This window comes from Streptomyces sp. NBC_00670, assembly GCF_036226765.1.
Lineage (GTDB): Bacteria > Actinomycetota > Actinomycetes > Streptomycetales > Streptomycetaceae > Streptomyces.
In genome coordinates, this window is sequence record NZ_CP109017.1 from 3,911,288 (window position 1) to 3,931,045 (window position 19,758).

Genomic DNA, 19,758 nt, shown 5'->3' on the forward strand with positions numbered 1-19,758 from the left:
CCTCATACCGCACCCCCGGTGCGCGTCTCGCGGTGCAGCGGGAGTTCGGCCGTGAACACCGCGCCGCCCCCGGGCGCGTTCGCCGCCCGCAGGCGGCCGCCGTGCAGGCGTACGTTCTCCGCCGTGATGGCCAGGCCCAGGCCGCTGTTCTCGCTCCGCGTCCGGGACGTGCTCGCCTTGTAGAAGCGTTCGAAGATGTGGGGGAGGTCCTGCTCGGCTATGCCCGGTCCGGCGTCGGTCACTTGGAGGACGGCCCACTCTTCGGCCGTTCCTTTTCCCTTCTCCCTCCGTCTCCCCAGCGTGAGCTGCACCGGTCGCGCACCGTGCCGCAGTGCGTTGCCGACCAGGTTGGCCGTCACCACGTCGATCCGGCGCGGGTCGACCCAGGCGCGGAGGGCGCCCGGGGCGGGGAGCCGCAGCTCCACCTGGTCCTGCCAGCCCCGGGAGGAGACCGTGCGCCGTACGGACTCGGCCAGGTCGATCTCGTCGCGGTGGAGTTCGGCCGCGCCCGCGTCGAAGCGGGAGATCTCCATCAGGTCGTTCACCAGTTCGCTCAGCCGGCCCGTGCCCTCGCTGATGAGCCGGAGTGCGTCGCCGGTCTCGCCCTCCAGGTCCAGCATGTCGGTGACCGCCGACATCGCCGCCAGCGGGGTGCGCAGCTCGTGGGAGACGTCCGCCACGAAGCGCCGACCCTGTGCCTCAAGGCGCCGCAACTCCCCCACCGTGCGCTCCAGTTCGGCCGCCGTCTCGTTGAACGACCTGGACAGTTCGGCCAGTTCGTCGGAGCCGGTGACGTCGAGGCGTACGTCGAGGTGGCCCGCGGCCATCCGGCGCGTCGCCCCGCGCAGCGCCCGTACGGGACGCAGCACGCCGCTCGCCGCCAGCAGCGCCAGCAGGACGGCGAAGCCCAGCGCCACCAGAGTGGCCCGCGCGATGCCGCTCACCATGGCCTTGACGTATCCCTCTTCGGTGCTCTGCGGCACCACCAGGTACATGACCATGCCGGAGAGCCCGGACTCCGTGCCGGCCCCGGATCTGTACGTGACGGGCAGGCCGACGACGAGCCGGGGGTGCCCGTCGACGTTCACGCGCTGGAACACCGCGGCACGCCGGCTCCCCACGGACCGGAGCAGTTCGGGGCTCAGGTCGGCGAAGCCGTCGCTCGGCGCGTAGGCGCGCAGGCCGCCGTACGTGGCCATGACCTGCCAGCCCGCCGACCGGTTCGCGTACAGCACCTGGTTCACCACGGACTGCAGGTCCGACTGGCCGGGTGGGAAGGGGGCGTACGGTGCGACGGCGTCGACGCTCGTGCGGAAGTGGCGGATGACGGAGTCCTGGCTCTGCTGGAGCACCCCCGTGCGCGCCTCGCGGAAGGCGAGCGCCCCGGTGCTCAGGGCGCTGCACATCGCCACCAGGACGAAGGCCGCCACCAGGCGGGGGCGCAGCCCGCGCAGCGGAAGCGGCACACGCACCAGGACGGCCCGCAGAAACCCCGACGGCCCGCCGACACCCCGCTGCCCGTCACCGCTCCCGCGGTCCCCCGCCGGCCCGCCGATCCCCGACGGCCCGCCGACCCCCCGCCCCCCGCTCACGGCGTCGTGAAGCGGTAACCGAACCCGTGCACGGTCCGCACGTAACGGGGTTCGCGCCCCTCGCCGAGCTTGGTGCGCAGTCGCTTCACGCAGGCGTCCACGAGCCGTATGTCCCCGTGGTAGCCGTGTTCCCAGACCGCCTCCAGCAGTTGCTGCCGGCTGAAGACCCGGCCGGGCGAGGCCGACAGAGTCAGCAGCAGCCTCAGTTCGGAGGGGGCGAGGGCGACGGTCTCGCCGCGGTGGGTCACCACGAGTCCGGCCGGGTCGATCGTCAGGTCGCCGTACGTCCGGTTCCGGGGCCGCGTGCCGTCCGGCGCCGACGCGTCCTGCCTGCGCAGTACGGCCCGTATCCGGGCGTCGAGCACCCGGGCCCGCACGGGTTTGACCACATAGTCGTCGGCGCCCGCCTCCAGGCCCACGACCACGTCGACGTCGTCGCCCCGGGCCGTCACCATGATGATCGGCACCTGGTCGCGCTCCCTGATCCGGCGGCAGACGTCGAGACCGGAGGCGCCGGGCAGCATGAGATCGAGGACGACGACGTCCGCCCGGAAGGGGGGCAGCCGCGCCAGCCCCTCCTCGCCCGTGCCCACGGCGAGGACCTCGTGCCCCTGGTGCCGCAGGCCCAGTTGCAGGGCGGTGCGGACGTCGGGGTCGTCTTCGACGATCAGAACCCGTGGCATTGCGGCAGTGTAAGCAGATCGGACGATACGACCGCCCCGGGAAAAGTCGCCCGAGGGGTGCTGTTACGCAACCGCCCGGGTACTGTTACCCAACCGCTCGGCCGCTGTTACGCAACGATCGGCAATGGTCGGACTCCCACCAAAGAACCATGCGTTGTTGCGCTTTCGTGACCGAATGAGCCAAGCCTCATTACATCGAGTCGTGAGTTTTGGCTCTCATGCATGCGGCACGACAAGGGCAATCCGTATTTCCCAGTGACAGCACCGCGGCCGGGCACCGAGCCGGCCGCCGGTCCGGGCGCCGGCGGAAACGCCCGCGGCGCCGGGGCCCGCGGCTACTGCTCGCCATGGCCGCGGCCGTCGGCGTGCTCCTCCTGGGGGTGCACTTCCTGGGGGACGGCCGCAGCGACGCGTCGAGCGGTGCGCCGAAGCCGCAGGGGACGGGTGTGACCTCGGCGCCGGCCACGAGCGCCCACTCCAGCCCGGCCGCCTCCCCCTCCTCTTCCGCCGGCCGCACCGGCAAGGCAAGCCCCGGCCCCTCGCCGAGCCGGACCACGATCGAGGTCCCCCTGCGGGGCAGCGGCACATTCGTCACCGCGCAGGCCAGTGGCGAGACGGTGGGCAAGGGGTCCCGCCGGCTGCGCTACGTCGTGGAGGTCGAGACGGGACTCGACATCTCGCCGTCCGCCGCCGCGAAGGAGATCGCCGGGATACTCGGCGCCCCGCAGGGCTGGACCCACGACCCGCGCAACGCGTTCCAGCTGGTGAGCGCGGGCGCGCCGCACGACCTCACCGTGAAGATCGCGACGCCGAAGACGGCGGACAGCCTGTGCTGGGCGGGCATCCACCAGGACACCGGGGGCGAGTACAACTGCGAGGTCCCCGGCGGGGTGGTGGTGAACCTCAAGCGCTGGGTCAAGGGCTCGCCCACGTTCACCGGGCCGATCCACGACTACCGGGCGCTGATCATCAACCACGAGATGGGGCACTTCCTCGGGCACGGACACGTCACGTGCCCGGGTGCCGGGCGGCCGGCCCCCGTGATGATGCAGCAGATCAAGGGGTTGCACGGGTGCGTCCCCAACGCCTGGCCCTACGACAAGAACGGTCAGTTCCTCACGGGACCGGCCGTGTGACCGTACGAGGCTCACGGGGGCACGGGGCGGGTGCGCGGCGCGGCTACCATCGGAGCATGACGAGCAGGTTCGAGAACGCCCGGCGGGCCCATGGATTCACGCGCGAGGATGCCATGTTCGGCAACTATCTGTTTGCGGACGAGTCCAATTTCGACCTGCGCTACGTGGCTGATTACGGGCGGATCACCGAGATCGTCGACGCCTTGCGCGTACTCGGGATGCGGGTGGTGCTGACCAGTGGGTCGTTCGACATCATCCACGAGGGGCATTCCATGTATCTGGAGGCCGCCCGGAAATTCGGCGACTTCCTTATCGTCGGTCTCGACAGCGACGAGAAGATCCGGCAGCGCAAGGGGCCCAACCGGCCCGCCGTCCCCGAGATGGAGCGGCTGCGGATGGTCACGCACCAGCGCGGCGTCGGCCTCGTCACCCTCAAGCAGGTCGACCACCCCCGCTGGAGCCTGATCGAGGCGGTCCGGCCCGACGTGCTCGTCGCCACGGCCGACACCTACGACGCCGAGGAGATCGCCGAGCTCGAGGCGAAGTACTGCGGCCGCGTCGAGGTGCTGGAGCGCATGGCGACGGTCAGCACCTCCGCCCGGCTGCGCCGCATCCAGCTCGGCCTCACCGAACGCGGCACCGGCCCCGCGGAGGCGGGCGACGGGCTCGCCGAGGAAGACTGAGCGCACGACAGCGATGACGACAGCGATGACGACAGCGATGACGACGAAGCAGACGATCCTCTACCTGCCCGTCGTGCACGCCGGTTACGAGGACTTCCTCACCCGGCACGCCGACTCCGACGAGATCCTGCTGCTCGGCCGCGGATTCGCCGAGGTCTTCCCCAAGCTCGCCAAGGACATCCGCGGCCTCGCCCCCGAGCGGGCCGCGCGGCACGCCCGGCTGATCGTGCCGGGGACCGAGGTGCGGGTGCTGGAGCCGGCCGACCTCGCCGCCGGCGCCGTCCGCGCCGGTCTCGTCGTCCTGCCCGACGAGGAGATCATGCATCTGCTCGCCGCCCGCCCGGACTTCCCGGACGAGGCCGAGCTCCGCTTCGAGTCGACGTTCCTGCGCTGGGACCGCGAGTGGAGCCGCGCGGGCAGGCCCGCCGGCTTCGACGAGCGGATCTCGCGCGCCAAGCTGGACCGGCGGTTCATGACCGCGGCGCGGCGGGAGGCCGGGCGCAGCTCGGACTGGTGGCGGCAGGTCGGCGCGGTCGCGGCCCGTGACGGCGAGGTGCTCCGCGTCGCCCACAACCACCACCACCCCACCGAGTACACGCCCTACATCGACGGCGACCCGCGCAACGACTTCAGCCGGGGCGTACGGACGGACCTGTCCACCGCCATCCACGCCGAGGCGTCGCTGGTGGCCGGTGCCGCGGGCGAGGGGACGAGCCTGGCCGGCGCCGACCTCTACGTCAGCACGTTCCCCTGCCCGGGGTGCGCGCGGCTCGTCGTCGAGGCGGGGTTCCGCGCGTGTTACTTCGCCGGGCCGTACTCGATGCTGGACGGCGAGGAGATCCTGCGGGCGGGCGGTGTCGAGCTGGTGTGGGTCGACATGACAGGTGACGCGGGCGTACCTGCCGACGGACCTACGGGTTCGGCGTCGAACTGAACTTCATCCGGACCGGAACGAAGTCCTCCCCGGCCCGCTCCCCGGCCGTCTCCTCCCCCGTCCCCACCAGCACATGCACGTGCAGATGCCGGATGGTCCCGCCCGTGTACCGGCAGTCGCCGTTGCGGGCGCCGAGGCCGTAGTGGCTCAGTCCGTACTCGTCCCGCACCGAGGCCAGGACCTCCCAGAAGTCCGCGCGGGACGCGGGGGAGAGGTCGAGCAGGTCGGGCGCGTGCTCCTTGGGGATGAGCAGCAGGTGCAGCCGGGTCCCGGCGTACGGGAACTCGTTCGGCGTGACCATCCAGTGCGCGGTCTCCCACAGCACCTGCTGCTTCTCGTGCGCGCGCAGCACGTCCGGGCAGAACAGGCAGACGCCCTCGCCGTCGAGCCGTTCCATCTCCGCCCGCTGGGCCTCGGTACGGCAGTTGCCGAAGTAGTACAGGCTCATCCCGGCACCCTCTCCGGCACCCCTCGCGGCACCCTGTCGAGGCGCAGGAACGAGTGCGGCGGCACCTCGCCGCCGCCCGGTACGTCGACGCGGGAGACCTCCGCGAAGCCGTCCAGCCAGCCCTCGGGCATCCGGGTGTCACCGGGCACCCGCACGTGCACCCGCGTGAGGTGGACGCGGTCGACGAACGGCAGTGCCTGCCGGTAGACGGAGGCGCCGCCGATCACGCAGACCTCGTCCGTGCCCGCCGCCCGCTCCAGCGCCCCGGCGGTGGCCAGCGCGTCGGCCACCGAACGCTCCCAGCGCACGCCCGCCACCTCGGGGACCGACCGCACCGACCCGCTCACCACCACGTTCGTCCGGCGCGGCAGCGGCCGGCCGAGGCGGGCGACGATGGACTCGTGGGTCAGCCGGCCGAGCACCACCGCATGACCTTGCGTGAGTTCCTTGAAGTGCCGCAGATCGCCCGGGATGTGCCAGGGCAGGTCCCCGTCGCGGCCGATGACGTCGTTCTCGGCGGCGGCGACGATCAGAGAGGTGATCATGTCGCCACCGGGATGGAGCCGATGGCGGGATGCGGGTCGTAGTCCGCGAGGTCGAAGTGCTCGGGGCGGAAGGCGTGGATGTCCGTCACCCGGCGCCCGTCCTCGTTGAGCGTGACCGTCGGCAGCCGGCGCGGCTCGCGGTCGAGCATGACCTTCACGCGGTCCACCTGGTCCGCGTAGACGTGCGCGTCCGAGATGGTGTGGTAGTACCGGGCGGCCGGGATGCCGGTGAGGTGTTCGAGCATCAGCAGCAGGGCCGCGTACTGGATCATGTTCGACGGCACGCCGACCGGTACGTCGCCGGAGCGCTGGAACATGTGCAGATGCAGTTTCCCGCCGAGCACGCGGACGTGGACCCAGCCGTGGCAGGGGGAGATCGTGGTCTTCGGCGTCTTGCCCTCGCCGCGGATCTGGTACTGGGGGATCCAGGGGCTGACGAAATGGGTGCGGTCGCCCGGGAGTTCCGTCAGCTGCTCGACGAGGTGCTTGAACTGGTCGAAGCCGGGCCCCTCGGCGGTGGGGAAGTCGTGGAACGCCCCGCCGTACGATCCCGGGCCCAGGTCGCCCGGCGGCAGCCCCCGGCGGGACGTCTTGCCCTCGCTCGCCCACGGCCCCCACCAGTCGCAGCCGAACTCGGCGAGCGCGTCGAGGGTGCGGGCGCCGTTGATGAACGCGCAGAGTTCGCCGATGGGCTTGCGCCAGAAACGGGCGAGGCTGCGCTCCGTGATGACGGGGAAACCGTTCGCCAGGTCGAAGCTCATCGTCTGCTGCATGAGGGTCAGCGCGTCGGGCCCCTGCCGGGTCGGCACCGGGATGCCGTCCTGAAGGAGGGCGCCCAGAATCCTGCGGTACTGCGCGTCAGGCGCACGGTCCGCATACGCACCGTATTCCACGGAGTTGCCCTCTTCCCGCTCGTCGTCCCGGTGACCTTTCGGGGCCCCAGGGTACTGGGCCACCGGGCGCCCCCGAGCCACCCACCCGGCCCGTGACCTGCCCCGCACCCGCCTCGCGGCCCCGCCGGTGACGTGCTCGGAGCACGTGTGCGAACCGCCCCCGGCACGCCGCGCCACACCCCCGGGACAGGGCTGTGTACCGGTGAGTTGGGGCGTACGGTGGGGGGCGGTTCAGGAGTTCCGACGTTCCGCACGGGGCAGGGGTGCCGCCTGCGAGGGCGTCTTTTTGATGCCGTAACGTGCCTTTTGTCGTCAGGCAGGGCAGCTTTGGGGAAGGGATCGCACGACTTGATGGAGCGCACCGTCGTCCGCTGTGCCGAAGGGCACGTGTTCACCACCGTTTCGTTCCCGATGCAGCAGGCCGAGCGGCTCGGACCCGGCCGGCTCGTCCGGTGCCCACGGTGCGCCCGGCTCCGCAGCGCGGTACCGGTCACGGCGGACACGGCGGACAAGAGGTGACGAGGCAGAGGTGAGAGGGGCCCCCGGCGTGACGCCGGGGGCCCCTCTCGTATCGAGTCATCGAGTCATCGAGTCATCGAGCCGCAGGGGCCGTCAGAACGTACCGAGCTTGACGATCGACAGGATGGCCACGAGCTGGATCGCCGACGCGCCCAGCGCCCTCGGCCACGCCAGGTCGTGCGAGCGGGAGACCATCAGGGTCAGCAGCGCCCCGGCCGCGATCCAGGTCACCCAGCCCAGGATCTGCACGAACGACGCGTCGCCGCCCGCGAACATCGCCACCACCAGACGGGGCACGTCCGTGAGGGACATGATCAGCATGGAGAGGCCGACCGTCGGCTGCCACGCCCCGTCACCGCCCAGTTGACGGGCCAGGGTGTGGGTGACGACGCCCAGGATGAACGCGCTGAGCACCATCGCCACGGCCGTCGTCAGCACCAGCGGCACGGCGTTGGCCAGCGTGGCGTCGATCACGTCCGCGCGTGCCTCGTCGAAGCCGAACACGGCGAGCAGGCCGTACAGGAACGTGACGATGAGGGCCGGGCCCCACATCGTGTAGTCGCGCATCCGCAGGAAGGTCTGGTTAGGCGACATCACGATGCCGCGCAGCAGGTCCTTCCAGTGCAGCCGGGGGCCGACCGGCGGGGCCGGCGCCTGGCCCGCGCGGTAGGTGTCGCCCTGGGTGTAGTGGTCCTCGCCGAGCGAGAAGGCCTGGGTGTGCCCCGGGTTGTTCGCCGCGTACGGGTCCGCGCCCGGGCCCTGGGCGTAGCCGCCGTGCGGGTCGTCGCCGAAGTACTCCGGCTCGCCGTGGTCGGGGCCGCCGCCGCCGTACTGCTGCGGGGCGGCGCCGTAGGGCGGCCGCGGGCCGCCGCCGTACGGGCGCTGCCCGGGGCCGGGGCCGTACTGCGGCGCCCCGGCCTGCGGGTAGCCGTAGGCCGGGCCGCCGCTCGGGCCGTGCGGCGCCTGCGCCTGCTGTCCGTACGGGGCCTGCTGCCCTCGCGCCTGAGGTGCGCGGCCGTTCTGGCCGCCGCGTCCGATCCTGAATCCAGCCACGCCTTCGAACGTACCTGGTCCGCTCGCGCCGCGGGCCCGGCCCCGGTTCCCCGGGGCGGCTTTGCGTCCGACCTGTGACATCCCGTAGGGGACCAACGGGCGGTCCCGGGGCGGCAGGTGGGGGTTTCTCCCTACGGGTCCGGTACGGAGACCCCCCGGACGCCCCCTACTGAAGGAACCCGTCCACCAGGCCGAAGCCCGGGGTGCCCACCTTGGCGGCGCCCGCCGTCGTGATGCCCGACGCCGTACCGGGCAGGCGCAGCCCGCCGTACATGCCCTCCACCCACAGGTCGGCGTGGCCGTTGCCGTCGGTGTCGCGCAGGCGGACGGCGGATCCGAAGCTCTCGTCGCTCGTCAGGGCGCCCGGCACGCCGGGGCTGTTGCGGGCGAACCACTGGGAGTTCTTGCCGGTGACGCCGGAGGCGCCGCCGCGCAGCACGTGGACCCCGCCCGCGTACTCGGCGTCGCCGACCTTCTCCCCGTACACGCCGACCGCCAGGTCCTGGTAGCCGTCGCCGTTCACGTCGCCCGCCGACACGCTCGCGCCGAAGGAGTCGTCGTGCTCCGGGGTGCCCGCGACGCCGCTGGTGGACTGGGTGATGCGGGCGCTGGTGGAGGGGCCCGTGGAGGTGCCGTACCAGAGGGTGACGCGGCCCTTGTACCCGGACCAGCCGGGGGTGCCGACGGCCACGTCGCCGTAGCCGTCCTTGTCGAAGTCGGCGATGACGCCGTCGCCGCCGCCCTCGGTGCCGGAGTTGACCTGGAGGGACCTGCCGGGGGTGAGCGTCTTGCCGCCCTTGACGAACCAGGCGTCGGCGGTCTGCCTGCTCCCCGAGAAGGCGTCCCCGATGATGACGAGGTCGGTCCTGGAGTCCCGGTCGACCTTCCCGGCGATGAGGTGGACGGAGTCGAAGCCGGTCCTGTCCAGCGTCGTGACGGAGCCGGTGGTGCCGGAGCGGGTGATCGGGCCGCGGTAGACGTAGGTCTTGCCGGCGTTGACGACGGCCAGGTCCTGCTTGCCGTCGCCGTTGAAGTCGCCGGTGGCCAGGTCGTCGCCCATGTAGCCGTACGACTGCTTCGGCGCCTTGTCGGGGAGCGTGGTGCCGCCCTTGAGGCCCTTGGCGCTGCCCCACAGGACGGTCACCGCGCCCTGGTCCTCGCGGCCGCTCACGTCCTCGCCGCGGGCGGCGACCACGAGGTCGCCGTAGCCGTCGCCGTCGAGGTCGGCGGCGGCGCGGATCTCGCCGAACATGTCGTCCGCCTCGTCGGCGCCGGGCACGCCGGCGCTCGACTGGTCGATGTACTGGGTGCGGGTGCCGGGTCCGGTGGCCGTGCCGAAGGTGACGCGGATGCCGCCGCCGTCGCTCTCGTACGAGGCGGTGGCGTAGGGCCTGTCTCTCAATTCCCGTCTGCCGGGCGACGCCATGCACGCACTCTCGCCGCACCGGCCCCTGGCCCGAGTACATCCAGTACGAGGGCCAGGGGCCGGCACTCCCCCAAGCTCTTCGAGCAGGGGGGACCCCCAGAGCACGCACCTGACGCCGCCCGGCCCGCCCTCCGGGCGGACGACGGGAATTGAGAGACAGGCCCTAGTCGCGGTAGCCGTCGCCGTCGAAGTCGTCGCCGTGCGCGGCGGGCGCGGCGGAGGCGGGGACGGCCAGGAGGAGCGGGGTGAGGAGGCCGGCGACCAGGGGAAGGGCCGGCAGGAGGGCACGGGTGCGGCGCACGGGGGCTCCCGGTGAGGGGGGTGGACGGGGCCGGGTCCGCGCACGCGGGGTGCGCGGACCCGGGGGGAGTGCTGCGTGCGTCAGTCGGCGAAGTTGGCGCCGAGGTTCGGCGTGCCCGTCGTCGCCACGCCGAGTGCGCTCGGGGAGATCGAGCCGGCGCCGGGGGTGACGATCTTCGTGCCGTTGGACGGGAGGTAGAGGAGCGAGCCGTTGCCCGCGTTCTCCCAGGAGCTCGCGACCAGGTCGGCGCGGCCGTCGCCGTTGACGTCGTCGAGCTTGACGTCGAGGCCGAGCTCGTCGTACTTCTCGTCGCTGCCCGGGACGCCCGCCGTGGACTGCGCGAAGAACTGCGTGCCGGACGCGGTGTTGATGCCGCTCGCCGAGCCGTACAGGACGGTGACCGCGCCGGCGTCCGTGACGCCGCCCAGGTCCTCGCCGGGGGCGCCGACGACCAGGTCCTGGTAGCCGTCGCCGTTGATGTCGCCGAGGTCCAGCTCGGCGGCGAAGGCGTCGCCCTTCTCCGAACCGCCGGGCACGTTGCCGGTGTTCTGGGTGATCGTCGCCGTGCTCGCCGGTCCGGAGGCCGAGCCGTAGGTGACGTTGGCCCGGCCGCCGTCCGAGGAGTTGGGGATCGCGACGCCGTCGGAGGTCTTGCTGTCCCAGTAGGCGCCGGAGACGATGTCGCCGTACCCGTCGCCGTTGACGTCGCCGATCGCGGTGATGACGCCGGGGCGCAGCTTCTTGGCGGCGGCGGTGCTCGGGCCGCTGGAGGTGCCGGGCAGGTAGTAGTTGGCGTTCCAGCCGTACTCGCCGGTCGTCTCGAAGCCGTCCACGACGAGGTCGGTCTTCTTGTCGCCGTTGACGTCACCGGCCGTGAGGTTGAGCGGGCCGGTGTCGCCGCCGGACTGGACGGGCGGCTTGACGGTGGAGCGGGCGGTGCCGGCGGCGCCGGAAGAGGTGATGCCGCCCTTGTAGACGTAGATGGTGCTGGAGGAGTTGGCGACGGCGAGGTCGTCGCGGCCGTCGCCGTCGAAGTCGCCCGCGGCGAGGTACTGGCCCCACCGGTCGTGCGAGGAGGCGGCCGGGTCGGGCACGGTGACGCCCTTGCCGGTGATCCCGGAGGCCGAGCCCCACAGCACGGCGACGGTGCCGCCGTTGGTGTCGCCGGAGACCTTCTCGTGCGGGGTGCCGACGGCGAGGTCGTCGTAGCCGTCGTGGTTGAAGTCGCCGTAGGCGGTCTCGGAGCCGAAGGCGTCGCCGGCCTCGGAGCCGCCGGGGACACCGGCGCTGTTCTGGCTGAGCACGGACCGCTTGGCGGTGCCGACGCCGGTGGAGGTGCCGTACAGGACGACGACCTGTCCGGCGTTCTTCAGGCCGGAGACGTACGCGCCGGCGGCGGAGAAGGCGACGTCGCCGATGCCGTCGCCGTTGAAGTCGGCCTGCGGCACGGTGGTGGAGTCGGCCGCCGTGGCGGTGGCGGCGGTGAACGTGAGCAGACCGCCCGTCAGCGCGGCCGCGGTGGCGGCGGCGAGGGCGAGTCTGAGGCGCTGCTGCAAGTGGGTCCTCCAGGACACACGGGGGCACCCGTGCGGGTGCCCCGTCAGTGGGGTGGGATGAGGTGTGCGGCGCCGGTGTCAGTCCGCGAAGTTGTTGCCCAGGAGCGGAGTGCCGGAGCCGGAGATGCCGACCGTGGAGACGTAGATGCCGGACGAGGCCGTCAGGGAGCCGTCGCTGCCCGAACGCAGGGCGTAGACCGCGCCGTTGTCGCTGTTCTCGCCGCTGGCGCCGATGATGACGTCGCCCAGACCGTCGTCGTCGAGGTCGTCGACGTGGACGTCGGAGCCGAAGTAGTCGCCCTTTTCATTGGAGTTGGGGACGCCGGGCGTGTCCTGGTCGATCATCTTCGCGCCGGTGCCGGTGATGCCGGAGCCGTCGGCGGCGCCGTACAGGATGGTGACCGCGCCGGTGTCCGTGCCGCCGGTGAGGTTCTCGCCCGGGGAGCCGACGACCAGGTCGAGGTGGCCGTCGCCGTTGATGTCGCCGAGGTCGAGTTCGGCGCCGAAGGAGTCGCCGCTCTCGCCGCCGCCGGGGACGCCCGCGGTGTCCTGGTCGAAGGTCTGCAGCACGCCGTCGGCGGGGCCGTTCGCCGAGCCGTGGCCGATCAGGACGGCGCCGCCCTTCTGGGCGTGCGCGATGCCGTCGTCCCAGGCGATGCCGTAGACGATGTCGCCGTAGCCGTCGCCGTCGGTGTCACCGACGTCGGTGACGAAGCCGGCGGGCAGCTTCTGGTAGCCGGCGGCGCGGACGCCCGAGGAGGACCCGGGGAACCAGTAGTTGGCGTCGTAGCCGTCCTCGGAGTCGTTCTCGTAACCGTTGACGATCAGGTCCTCGACGCCGTCGCCGTTGGCGTCACCGGAGTGCAGGTTGCGCAGGCCGACCCCGTCGCCGCTGACGATCGGCGGCAGGAGCGTGTAGTGGCCGCCGGTGGCGCCGGCGCGGGTGAAGCCGCCGCGGTAGATGTCGACGGTGGCGGAGGTGGACGTGCCGAGCGCGAGGTCGACGTGGCCGTCGCCATTGAGGTCGGCCGCCTCCAGGACGCCGCCGAACCGGTCGTGCTTGGTGGGGCGGGGGTCCTTGACGGTGGTGCCGCCGTGCAGACCGGAGGCCGAGCCCCAGAGGATCACGGCGGTGCCGCCGTCCACGTCGCTGCCGACGTCCTCGCCGCCGGCACCGGTGGCGAGGTCGTCGTAGCCGTCGCCGTCGAAGTCGCCGTAGGCGAGGTCGGAACCGAAGTAGTCCTGCTTCTCGGGGGCGCCGGGCACGCCGGGGCTGCTCTGGGTGAGCGTGGTGTGCCCGCCGCCGCCGTAGAGGACGGTGACCGCGCCGGCCTCCGCCTTGCCGTCCACGGAGGCGTGGACGGCGGAGGTGGCGACGTCGGCGAGGCCGTCGCCGTTGAAGTCGGCGTCCGCGGTGGTGGCGGTGCCGGGGGCCGCGGTCGCGGTGGCGGCCGCGGAGAGGCTGAGCAGGCTGCCCGTCAGCGCGGCCGCGGTGGCCGTCGCGAGGGTGAGCCCGAAGCGCTTGTGCATGCGGAAGTCTCCTGTGCATGCGGGACGCCCGCGCGGGCGCCCACGTGAATGGGGTGCCGTATCGCCCGGGTTCGCCTGAGGTTGTCCTCGGCGTCACCCGGGGTTCGGCGATCAGGAGACCGGCGAGGGGGTGTGAGGGTTGTACGTACGTTCGGAAAAGTTCCGGACAAACGCGGTTCCCCCGCGCTCCGGGAAAAGGAACGCGGGGGAACCGGGCGCATCAGCTCGACGAGCGGTTACTTCACCGGCTCGGGTTCCGGCGCCTTCGCGCCGTCGCCCGTGCCGGCCGGCGGTTCGTCCACCTCTGTCTTGACGGACGTCAGGAGCAGCTGGGCCACGTCGACGACCTGGACCGACTCCTTCGCCTGGCCATCGTTCTTCTTGCCGTTGACCGAGTCGGTCAGCATGACCAGGCAGAACGGGCAGGCCGTGGAGACGATGTCGGGGTTCAGCGACAGCGCCTCGTCGACGCGCTCGTTGTTGATGCGCTTGCCGATGCGCTCCTCCATCCACATGCGCGCGCCGCCGGCGCCGCAGCAGAAGCCGCGCTCCTTGTGGCGGTGCATCTCCTCGTTGCGCAGTCCGGGGACGCCCGCGATGATCTCGCGCGGGGGCGTGTAGATCTTGTTGTGGCGGCCCAGGTAGCAGGGGTCGTGGTAGGTGATCAGGCCCTCGACCGGGGTGACGGGGACGAGCTTGCCCTCGTCGACGAGGTGCTGGAGCAGTTGCGTGTGGTGGATGACCTCGTAGTCGCCGCCGAGCTGCGGGTACTCGTTGCCGATCGTGTTGAGGCAGTGCGGGCAGGTGGCGACGATCTTCTTCGCCGACTTCGGCTTCCTCGACTCCGGCGTGACCTTGCCGTCGTCGTCCATCTCCTCGCCGAACGCCGCGTTGAGCGTCATGACGTTCTCCATGCCGAGCTCCTGGAACAGGGGCTCGTTGCCCAGGCGGCGGGCGGAGTCGCCGGTGCACTTCTCGTCGCCGCCCATGATGGCGAACTTGACGCCCGCGATGTGGAGGAGTTCGGCGAAGGCCTTCGTGGTCTTCTTCGCGCGGTCCTCGAGCGCGCCCGCGCAGCCGACCCAGTACAGGTACTCGACCTCGGTGAGGTCCTCGATGTCGCGGCCGACGACCGGGATCTCGAAGTCGACCTCCTTGGTCCACTCCAGGCGCTGCTTCTTGGCCAGGCCCCAGGGGTTGCCCTTCTTCTCCAGGTTCTTGAGCATCGTGCCCGCCTCGCTCGGGAAGGCGGACTCGATCATCACCTGGTAGCGGCGCATGTCGACGATGTGGTCGACGTGCTCGATGTCGACGGGGCACTGCTCGACGCAGGCGCCGCAGGTGGTGCAGGACCAGAGGACGTCGGGGTCGATGACGCCGTTCTCTTCGAGGGTGCCGATCAGCGGGCGCTCGGCCTCCGCGAGGGCGGCGGCGGGGACGTCCTTGAGCTGCTCCTCGGACGCCTTCTCCTCGCCTTCCATGGACTTGCCGCCGCCGGCCAGCAGGTAGGGGGCCTTGGCGTGCGCGTGGTCGCGCAGCGACATGATCAGCAGCTTCGGGGAGAGCGGCTTGCCGGTGTTCCACGCGGGGCACTGCGACTGGCAGCGGCCGCACTCGGTGCAGGTGGAGAAGTCCAGCAGGCCCTTCCAGGAGAAGTGCTCGACCTGGGAGACGCCGAAGACGTCGTCCTCGCCCGGGTCGGTGAAGTCGATCGCCTTGCCGCCGGAGGTCATCGGCTGCAGCGCGCCCAGCGCCGTACCGCCGTCGCTCTCCCGCTTGAACCAGATGTTCGGGAAGGCCAGGAAGCGGTGCCAGGCGATGCCCATGTCGGTCTTGAGGCCGACCACGATCATCCAGATGAACGAGGTGGCGATCTTCAGGCCGGCGAAGAAGTAGGTGAGGTTCTGGAGCGTGTTCAGGTCCATGCCGCGCAGCCAGGACACCACCGGGTACGAGACGAAGAACGAGGCCTCGTAGCCGTCCACGTGGTGCTGGGCGCCCTCCAGCGCGTGCAGCATGAAGATGCAGACGCCGACGATCAGGATGACGGCCTCGACGAAGTACGCCTGGCCGAAGTTGGAGCCCGCGAACCGGGACTTGCGGCCCGGCCTGCGCGGATGCGAGAGCTGGCGCAGTGCGATGAGCACCAGGATGCCGAGCACCGTCATCGTGCCGATGAACTCGACGAAGACGTTGTACGGGGCCCAGTCGCCCAGCACCGGCAGCAGCCAGTCGGCCCGGAAGAGCTGCCCGATCGCGTTGACGATGGTCAGCAGCAGCGTGAAGAAGCCCACCGCCACGAACCAGTGCGCCGCGCCGACGACGCCCCAGCGGTTCATCCGGGTGTGGCCGAGGAACTCCTTGACCACGGTGACCGTGCGCTGTGCGGGGTCGTCGGTCCGGGTCCCGGCCGGCACGGACTGGCCCAGCCGCATGAAGGTGTAGATCTGCAGGAGGGCGCGGCCGAACAGCGCCACGCCGACCACGATCAGGACCAGCGACACGATGATCGCGGCGAGTTGCATTGGGGCTCCTGGGGCGGCCTCGACGTTACTGAGCTCGAGATTACTAAGCGGTAACTTATCCAGTCCGTCCGAGACTACCCCCATCTCGCTTCGCAATGTAGCCGGACGCGAGGTGATCTGAGTCGCTGAGGGGCACCTCGGCGTGACCGTGCCCCGAGCGTCCCGGTCGGCGGACCACACGAACGGATCGTGTTATTCGTACGGTATTGCGGCATATGCGCCTACGGTGTACTCCGTGCTCTACGGGATCGTGGCCGCCACCACCGCCGTTCTCCTCGCCGCCGCGCTGTGCGCGCTGCTGCGGGGCCCCGGCCTGCGGGCGGGGATCGTGAAGGTGGGGCGGCGCGGACGGCGGGTGCCGGTGGTGGGCGGGCTCGCGGTCGTGGGGACGGTCGGCGCGGTGGTCGGCGTCGGCGAGTGGAGCGGGGCGGCGCGGCTGGGCGGCGAGGTCACCCGGGTGCTCCTCGCGGCGGTGGCCGTCGCGCTGACGGGCCTCGCCGAGGATCTGCGCCCCGCCCGCCCCCGCCCCGCCGGCCGGTGGCCGCGCCTCGCGCGCGGTGCCCTCCGCCACGGCGTCCCGGCGGGCGCGGCGGCCCTCGTGGTGCCGTACGACGTCCTCGGCGTCCCGGGCGGCCTGCTCGCCGCCGGGTGGATCGTCCTCGTCGCCCACGGATTCGTGGCGCTCGATCACGCCGACGGAGTGATGGGCGCGGTCGGCGTCGTCACGGCGTTCGCCCTCGGCACCTGCGCGGTGGCCGACGTACGGGACGGGCTCGCCGCCCTGCTGTGCGTGCTGGCCGCCGCGCTCACCGGGTTCCTGATGCACAACGCGGCTCCCGCGCGCGTGACCGCCGGGCGCGGCGGCGCGCTGTTCACCGGCTTCCTGCCGGCGGCCGTGGCGGTCCTGGTGCTGGCCGGACGGGGCCCCGGTACGGGCGGCAGCGTACTGGCGGCGCTGAGCGCGGTGCCGGTGGCGAGCCTGTCGCGGCTCCGCGTGGCCCGGGGCCTGCGGGGGATGGGGGTCACGCCCCGGGGGGTTGTCGTGACGGTGGCGGCGTTGGCCGCGGGGGCGGCGGTTCCCGGGGTACTGGTCTTCTTGGACTGTGCCCAACCATGGGCGGCGTGGGTCGCGGCGGCAACGGTCGCGACAACCGTCCTGGCCTGCGGCCGGCCGGGAAGGGCACCTCATGGCTCGGGGGAACTGCGCGCAGGAGCCCCACTCACCCGCACCCGCCACACAGCCCGCACCCCCGAGCTGTAGGCGGGGCATGGAGTACGCCGCGCGGAAGCGCCGGCCGATCCCGCTAGCGGGTGGGCGGAGGCTGGTGGATGTGCTGGAGCCCCAGCGGTGCCGGCGGGGGCAGGGGCTCGGTACGGCCGGACCGGAAGGACTGGAGGAGGTAGGCGGCCAGGCGTCGGGACGCGGCCGGCGAGGCCTGCTGGGACTCTCCGACGACGGCGTTGTTGGCCAGGAGCAGGAGAGTGACGTCGGAGGGGTGGAAGTCGGCCCGCAGTTCCCCCGCGTCTTTGGCCCGCTGCACCAGTTGGGCGAGGCCTGTCTCCGCGCGGGTGCGGTCGCGCTCGTAGTCGACGGCGTCGGGGAACTGGGCCAGGAAGGCGGCCGTGAAACCCCGGTCGGTGGCCTGCATGGCGCACACCTTCTCGATCACACTGCGGAACCCGCGCCAGGGATCGGGGTCGGCCAGGGCGTCGTCGAGGATGGCGACGCAGCCGGCTATCTGTGCGGCGCAGGCTTCGGTGACGAGCGCGGCTCGGGTGGGGAAGTGCCGATAGAGGGTGGCTGCGCCGACCCCCGCGCGGCGGGCGATCGTCGTGAGGGGTACGTCGATTCCCTGGATCCGGAATGCCTCGCGGGCGGCTTCGAGGATGCGGTCGCGGTTGCGCCGGGCATCGGCGCGCAGTCCGGTGGCCGCGGCGGGCGGCGGGGGCCCGTCGGTGGCAGCCGGTAGTGGTCGGCCTGGCTTCCGAGAGCTCTGAGCAGGCATGTCTCCCACTTTAGCGGAAGTGGAAGGTGTCGCCCGTTTACGGCGCTACGGTGGATGAGCAAGTCGGAAGATCCCTTCCGAGCACGCCCTGGCGGTCACCACTGGCGCGGCATTGCCCGCGGCGCGGGACGCGACCGCCACCGCTGCAATCCCGGACTCGCGCAAGCGCCCCGAGGGCGCCGCCGCGGCCGGACCCCCTCACTCCGCGACCGGCCACGCGCCGGCGCTGACTGACCGTGCCCATTTCTGAGAGGTGCCCATGACCCCGAGCCGGCCTCCCCGGGCGGCAGCCGCTGCCACGCGCGGTGAAAGTGCGCCGGACGCGCGTCAGTTGCGGACCATCCTGATCGCTGTCTCGGTCGCGCTGATGGCCGTCATCGCGTCGGTGTCGGGACTGAACGTGGCCCAGACCCACCTGGCCGTCGATTTCGGGGCCTCGCAGAGCACCGTCCTGTGGATCATCAACATCTACACCCTCGTCCTGGCCGCCCTGCTGCTGCCGCTCGGCGCCATCGGTGACCGCTTGGGCCGCAAACCCATGCTGATCGCCGGGCTGACCCTCTTCGGCGTCGCGAGCGTCGCAGGCGCCCTGGCTCCGAACGCGGAGGTGATGATCGCCGCGCGGATGGGCGCCGGTGTCGGGGCGGCGATGATCATGCCCGTCACCCTTGCCGTCATCACCTCCACCTTCCCCGAGGAGCAGCGAGGGAAGGCGATCGGGGTGTGGACCGGGGTGGGCGGAGGCGGCGGCGTCGTGGGCCTGTTCCTGGGGGCGTTCCTGGTCGACGCCGCCGACTGGCGCTGGCTGTTCGCCCTGCCGGTGGTCCTGGCCGTCGTGGCCATGGCCATGACGCTGAAGTCGGTTCCCAACTCCTTCGAGCGGCCCCGCCATTCCTTCGACACCCTCGGCGCGCTGGTGTCCACCGTCGCGGTGGTCGGCCTCATCTTCGTCCTGCAGGAGGGGCCAGAGCGCGGCTGGACCGCCCCGGTGACCCTGATCAGCCTCGCCGTCGGTCTCGGTGCCACCGTCATTTTCGTGGTCTGGGAGCTGCGCCGCCGGGACGCCTCACTGCTGGACGTGCGGCTGTTCCGTGAGCGCGGCCTGGCCGGCGGCTCGATCACCCTGCTGGTGACCTTCGGTGTCCAGGCGGGCATCACCGTGGTCCTCCTGCCGTTCTTCCAGGCCGTGCTGGGCTGGTCGGCGCTGCTGTCCTCGGTGGCGATGCTGCCCATGGCCGTGGCGCTGATCGTGGCCGCCGGTGTGGCCCCCAGGTTGGCGACACGGATCGGCGTCCGCCGGACCCTGGCCGGCGGTATCGCGCTGACCGGGGTCGGCCTGGCCCTGATGGCGCTGTTCGTCTCCGTCGACGGCGGTTATCCGTCCCTCCTGCCCGGCCTGCTCGCCCAGGGTTTCGGCTCGGGTCTGGCGATGACGCCGTCCACGGAGGCCATCACCGGCTCCCTGCCGCGCGAGAAGCAGGGCGTCGCCTCTGCCCTCAACGACGTCACGCGCGAGTTCGGCACCGCACTGGGCGTCGCGCTGCTGGGCGCGCTGCTGTCGGCCGGCTACCGCAGCTCCATCGGCGGCCGGCTTCAGGGCATCCCGCAGGGCACCGCGGACACCGCGCGCGACGGCATCGCCAACGCCCTGGAGGCCGCACCCGGCGCGGGACCGCGCGCGCAGGACCTGGTCCACGCCGCCCAGCAGTCCTTCGTCGACGGATGGCGGCAGGCCATGTGGGTGGGCACGGCCGTCCTGGCCGCCCTGTTCGTCTACACGGCCCTGCGCGGACCGAAGGAGCCGGCCCCCGGGGCCGCTGACGATGCAGAGGTCACCGAGAACGTCGCTGCCTGATGCGCGAGTTGGCGGCGCCGGCAGTGGGCAGGACCTGCGCGAGCCTCCGCGAATAAGTTGAGCCGAGCCCACT

17 protein-coding genes are annotated in these 19,758 nt (G+C 72.0%); 5 read left to right on the plus strand and 12 right to left on the minus strand.

From position 1 onward, the window contains the following. Positions 1 to 2 precede the first annotated feature (2 nt). Together OIE12_RS17390 and OIE12_RS17395 are read right to left on the minus strand one after the other, a co-directional pair. Positions 3 to 1,475 (minus strand): ATP-binding protein, encoded by a 1,473-nt coding sequence (locus OIE12_RS17390; protein ID WP_443054055.1) that lies wholly within the window; start codon positions 1,473 to 1,475, stop codon positions 3 to 5. 113 nt (positions 1,476 to 1,588) lie between these two features. Beyond that, a complete protein-coding gene (locus tag OIE12_RS17395; RefSeq protein ID WP_329136356.1) occupies positions 1,589 to 2,275 on the minus strand; it encodes a response regulator transcription factor in 687 nt (228 codons plus the stop codon). Positions 2,276 to 2,622: 347 nt separating this feature from the next. Here OIE12_RS17395 and OIE12_RS17400 point away from each other — a divergent pair, with 347 nt between their 5' ends. The 3 genes from OIE12_RS17400 to OIE12_RS17410 are packed head-to-tail and all read left to right on the plus strand — an operon-like array spanning position 2,623 to position 5,028. Continuing rightward, positions 2,623 to 3,411, plus strand: coding sequence for a DUF3152 domain-containing protein (locus tag OIE12_RS17400; protein WP_329136358.1), 789 nt, complete (start codon positions 2,623 to 2,625; stop codon positions 3,409 to 3,411). Positions 3,412 to 3,467: 56 nt separating this feature from the next. Continuing rightward, positions 3,468 to 4,094, plus strand: a complete 627-nt coding sequence (locus tag OIE12_RS17405) for an adenylyltransferase/cytidyltransferase family protein (protein ID WP_329136360.1) — start codon at positions 3,468 to 3,470, stop codon at positions 4,092 to 4,094. Between the two features lie 25 nt (positions 4,095 to 4,119). Next, entirely contained in the window at positions 4,120 to 5,028 is a 909-nt protein-coding gene (locus OIE12_RS17410; RefSeq protein ID WP_329136362.1) for a deoxycytidylate deaminase, read from the plus strand. Here the strand turns inward: OIE12_RS17410 and OIE12_RS17415 are convergent. The 9 genes from OIE12_RS17415 to OIE12_RS17455 form a co-directional block, all read right to left on the minus strand. After that, positions 5,006 to 5,476, minus strand: a complete 471-nt coding sequence (locus OIE12_RS17415; protein ID WP_329136365.1) for an HIT family protein — start codon at positions 5,474 to 5,476, stop codon at positions 5,006 to 5,008. The genes OIE12_RS17410 and OIE12_RS17415 overlap by 23 nt on opposite strands. Further along, entirely contained in the window at positions 5,473 to 6,021 is a 549-nt protein-coding gene (locus OIE12_RS17420) for a dihydrofolate reductase (protein ID WP_329136367.1), read from the minus strand. The genes OIE12_RS17415 and OIE12_RS17420 overlap by 4 nt, the downstream gene beginning before the upstream one ends. After that, entirely contained in the window at positions 6,018 to 6,914 is an 897-nt protein-coding gene (gene thyA, locus OIE12_RS17425) for a thymidylate synthase (RefSeq protein ID WP_329136369.1), read from the minus strand. The genes OIE12_RS17420 and thyA overlap by 4 nt, the downstream gene beginning before the upstream one ends. 612 nt (positions 6,915 to 7,526) lie before the next feature. After that, positions 7,527 to 8,567: a Yip1 family protein gene (locus tag OIE12_RS17430; protein WP_329136371.1), complete on the minus strand. Its 1,041-nt coding sequence runs from the start codon at positions 8,565 to 8,567 to the stop codon at positions 7,527 to 7,529. Positions 8,568 to 8,652: 85 nt separating this feature from the next. Beyond that, complete coding sequence (locus tag OIE12_RS17435) at positions 8,653 to 9,888, minus strand: FG-GAP and VCBS repeat-containing protein (protein WP_329136373.1); 1,236 nt, start codon at positions 9,886 to 9,888, stop codon at positions 8,653 to 8,655. A gap of 187 nt (positions 9,889 to 10,075) precedes the next feature. After that, positions 10,076 to 10,213 carry a hypothetical protein gene (locus OIE12_RS17440; protein WP_329136375.1) on the minus strand — a complete coding sequence of 46 codons (138 nt, stop codon included), beginning with the start codon at positions 10,211 to 10,213 and terminating at the stop codon, positions 10,076 to 10,078. Positions 10,214 to 10,293: 80 nt separating this feature from the next. Further along, entirely contained in the window at positions 10,294 to 11,769 is a 1,476-nt protein-coding gene (locus OIE12_RS17445; protein ID WP_329136377.1) for an FG-GAP-like repeat-containing protein, read from the minus strand. Positions 11,770 to 11,847: 78 nt separating this feature from the next. Continuing rightward, on the minus strand, positions 11,848 to 13,299 hold the full coding sequence (locus OIE12_RS17450; protein ID WP_329136379.1) for an FG-GAP and VCBS repeat-containing protein: 1,452 nt from the start codon (positions 13,297 to 13,299) through the stop codon (positions 11,848 to 11,850). Between the two features lie 236 nt (positions 13,300 to 13,535). Continuing rightward, positions 13,536 to 15,824 (minus strand): (Fe-S)-binding protein, encoded by a 2,289-nt coding sequence (locus OIE12_RS17455; protein ID WP_329136381.1) that lies wholly within the window; start codon positions 15,822 to 15,824, stop codon positions 13,536 to 13,538. A gap of 235 nt (positions 15,825 to 16,059) precedes the next feature. On the opposite strand from OIE12_RS17455, the gene OIE12_RS17460 reads away from it, so the two are divergent. Beyond that, positions 16,060 to 17,085: an undecaprenyl/decaprenyl-phosphate alpha-N-acetylglucosaminyl 1-phosphate transferase gene (locus OIE12_RS17460; protein ID WP_329136383.1), complete on the plus strand. Its 1,026-nt coding sequence runs from the start codon at positions 16,060 to 16,062 to the stop codon at positions 17,083 to 17,085. A 43-nt stretch (positions 17,086 to 17,128) separates the two neighbouring features. Here OIE12_RS17460 and OIE12_RS17465 read toward each other — a convergent pair whose 3' ends face one another. Further along, positions 17,129 to 17,830: a TetR/AcrR family transcriptional regulator gene (locus OIE12_RS17465; protein WP_329136384.1), complete on the minus strand. Its 702-nt coding sequence runs from the start codon at positions 17,828 to 17,830 to the stop codon at positions 17,129 to 17,131. Between the two features lie 259 nt (positions 17,831 to 18,089). Between OIE12_RS17465 and OIE12_RS17470 the strand changes: the two genes are divergently transcribed. Next, positions 18,090 to 19,685, plus strand: coding sequence for an MFS transporter (locus OIE12_RS17470; RefSeq protein WP_329136386.1), 1,596 nt, complete (start codon positions 18,090 to 18,092; stop codon positions 19,683 to 19,685). Positions 19,686 to 19,758: the final 73 nt, after the last annotated feature.

Bases quoted from the DNA above. Each gene is read 5' to 3' on its own strand.
- OIE12_RS17395 (WP_329136356.1), bottom strand. From the start codon at position 2,275: ATGCCACGGGTTCTGATCGTCGAAGACGACCCCGACGTCCGCACCGCC.
- OIE12_RS17400 (WP_329136358.1), top strand. From the start codon at position 2,623: ATGGCCGCGGCCGTCGGCGTGCTCCTCCTGGGGGTGCACTTCCTGGGG.
- OIE12_RS17405 (WP_329136360.1), top strand. From the start codon at position 3,468: ATGACGAGCAGGTTCGAGAACGCCCGGCGGGCCCATGGATTCACGCGC.
- OIE12_RS17410 (WP_329136362.1), top strand. From the start codon at position 4,120: ATGACGACAGCGATGACGACGAAGCAGACGATCCTCTACCTGCCCGTC.
- OIE12_RS17415 (WP_329136365.1), bottom strand. From the start codon at position 5,476: ATGAGCCTGTACTACTTCGGCAACTGCCGTACCGAGGCCCAGCGGGCG.
- OIE12_RS17420 (WP_329136367.1), bottom strand. From the start codon at position 6,021: ATGATCACCTCTCTGATCGTCGCCGCCGCCGAGAACGACGTCATCGGC.
- OIE12_RS17430 (WP_329136371.1), bottom strand. From the start codon at position 8,567: ATGTCACAGGTCGGACGCAAAGCCGCCCCGGGGAACCGGGGCCGGGCC.
- OIE12_RS17450 (WP_329136379.1), bottom strand. From the start codon at position 13,299: ATGCACAAGCGCTTCGGGCTCACCCTCGCGACGGCCACCGCGGCCGCG.
- OIE12_RS17455 (WP_329136381.1), bottom strand. From the start codon at position 15,824: ATGCAACTCGCCGCGATCATCGTGTCGCTGGTCCTGATCGTGGTCGGC.
- OIE12_RS17465 (WP_329136384.1), bottom strand. From the start codon at position 17,830: ATGCCTGCTCAGAGCTCTCGGAAGCCAGGCCGACCACTACCGGCTGCC.
- OIE12_RS17470 (WP_329136386.1), top strand. From the start codon at position 18,090: ATGACCCCGAGCCGGCCTCCCCGGGCGGCAGCCGCTGCCACGCGCGGT.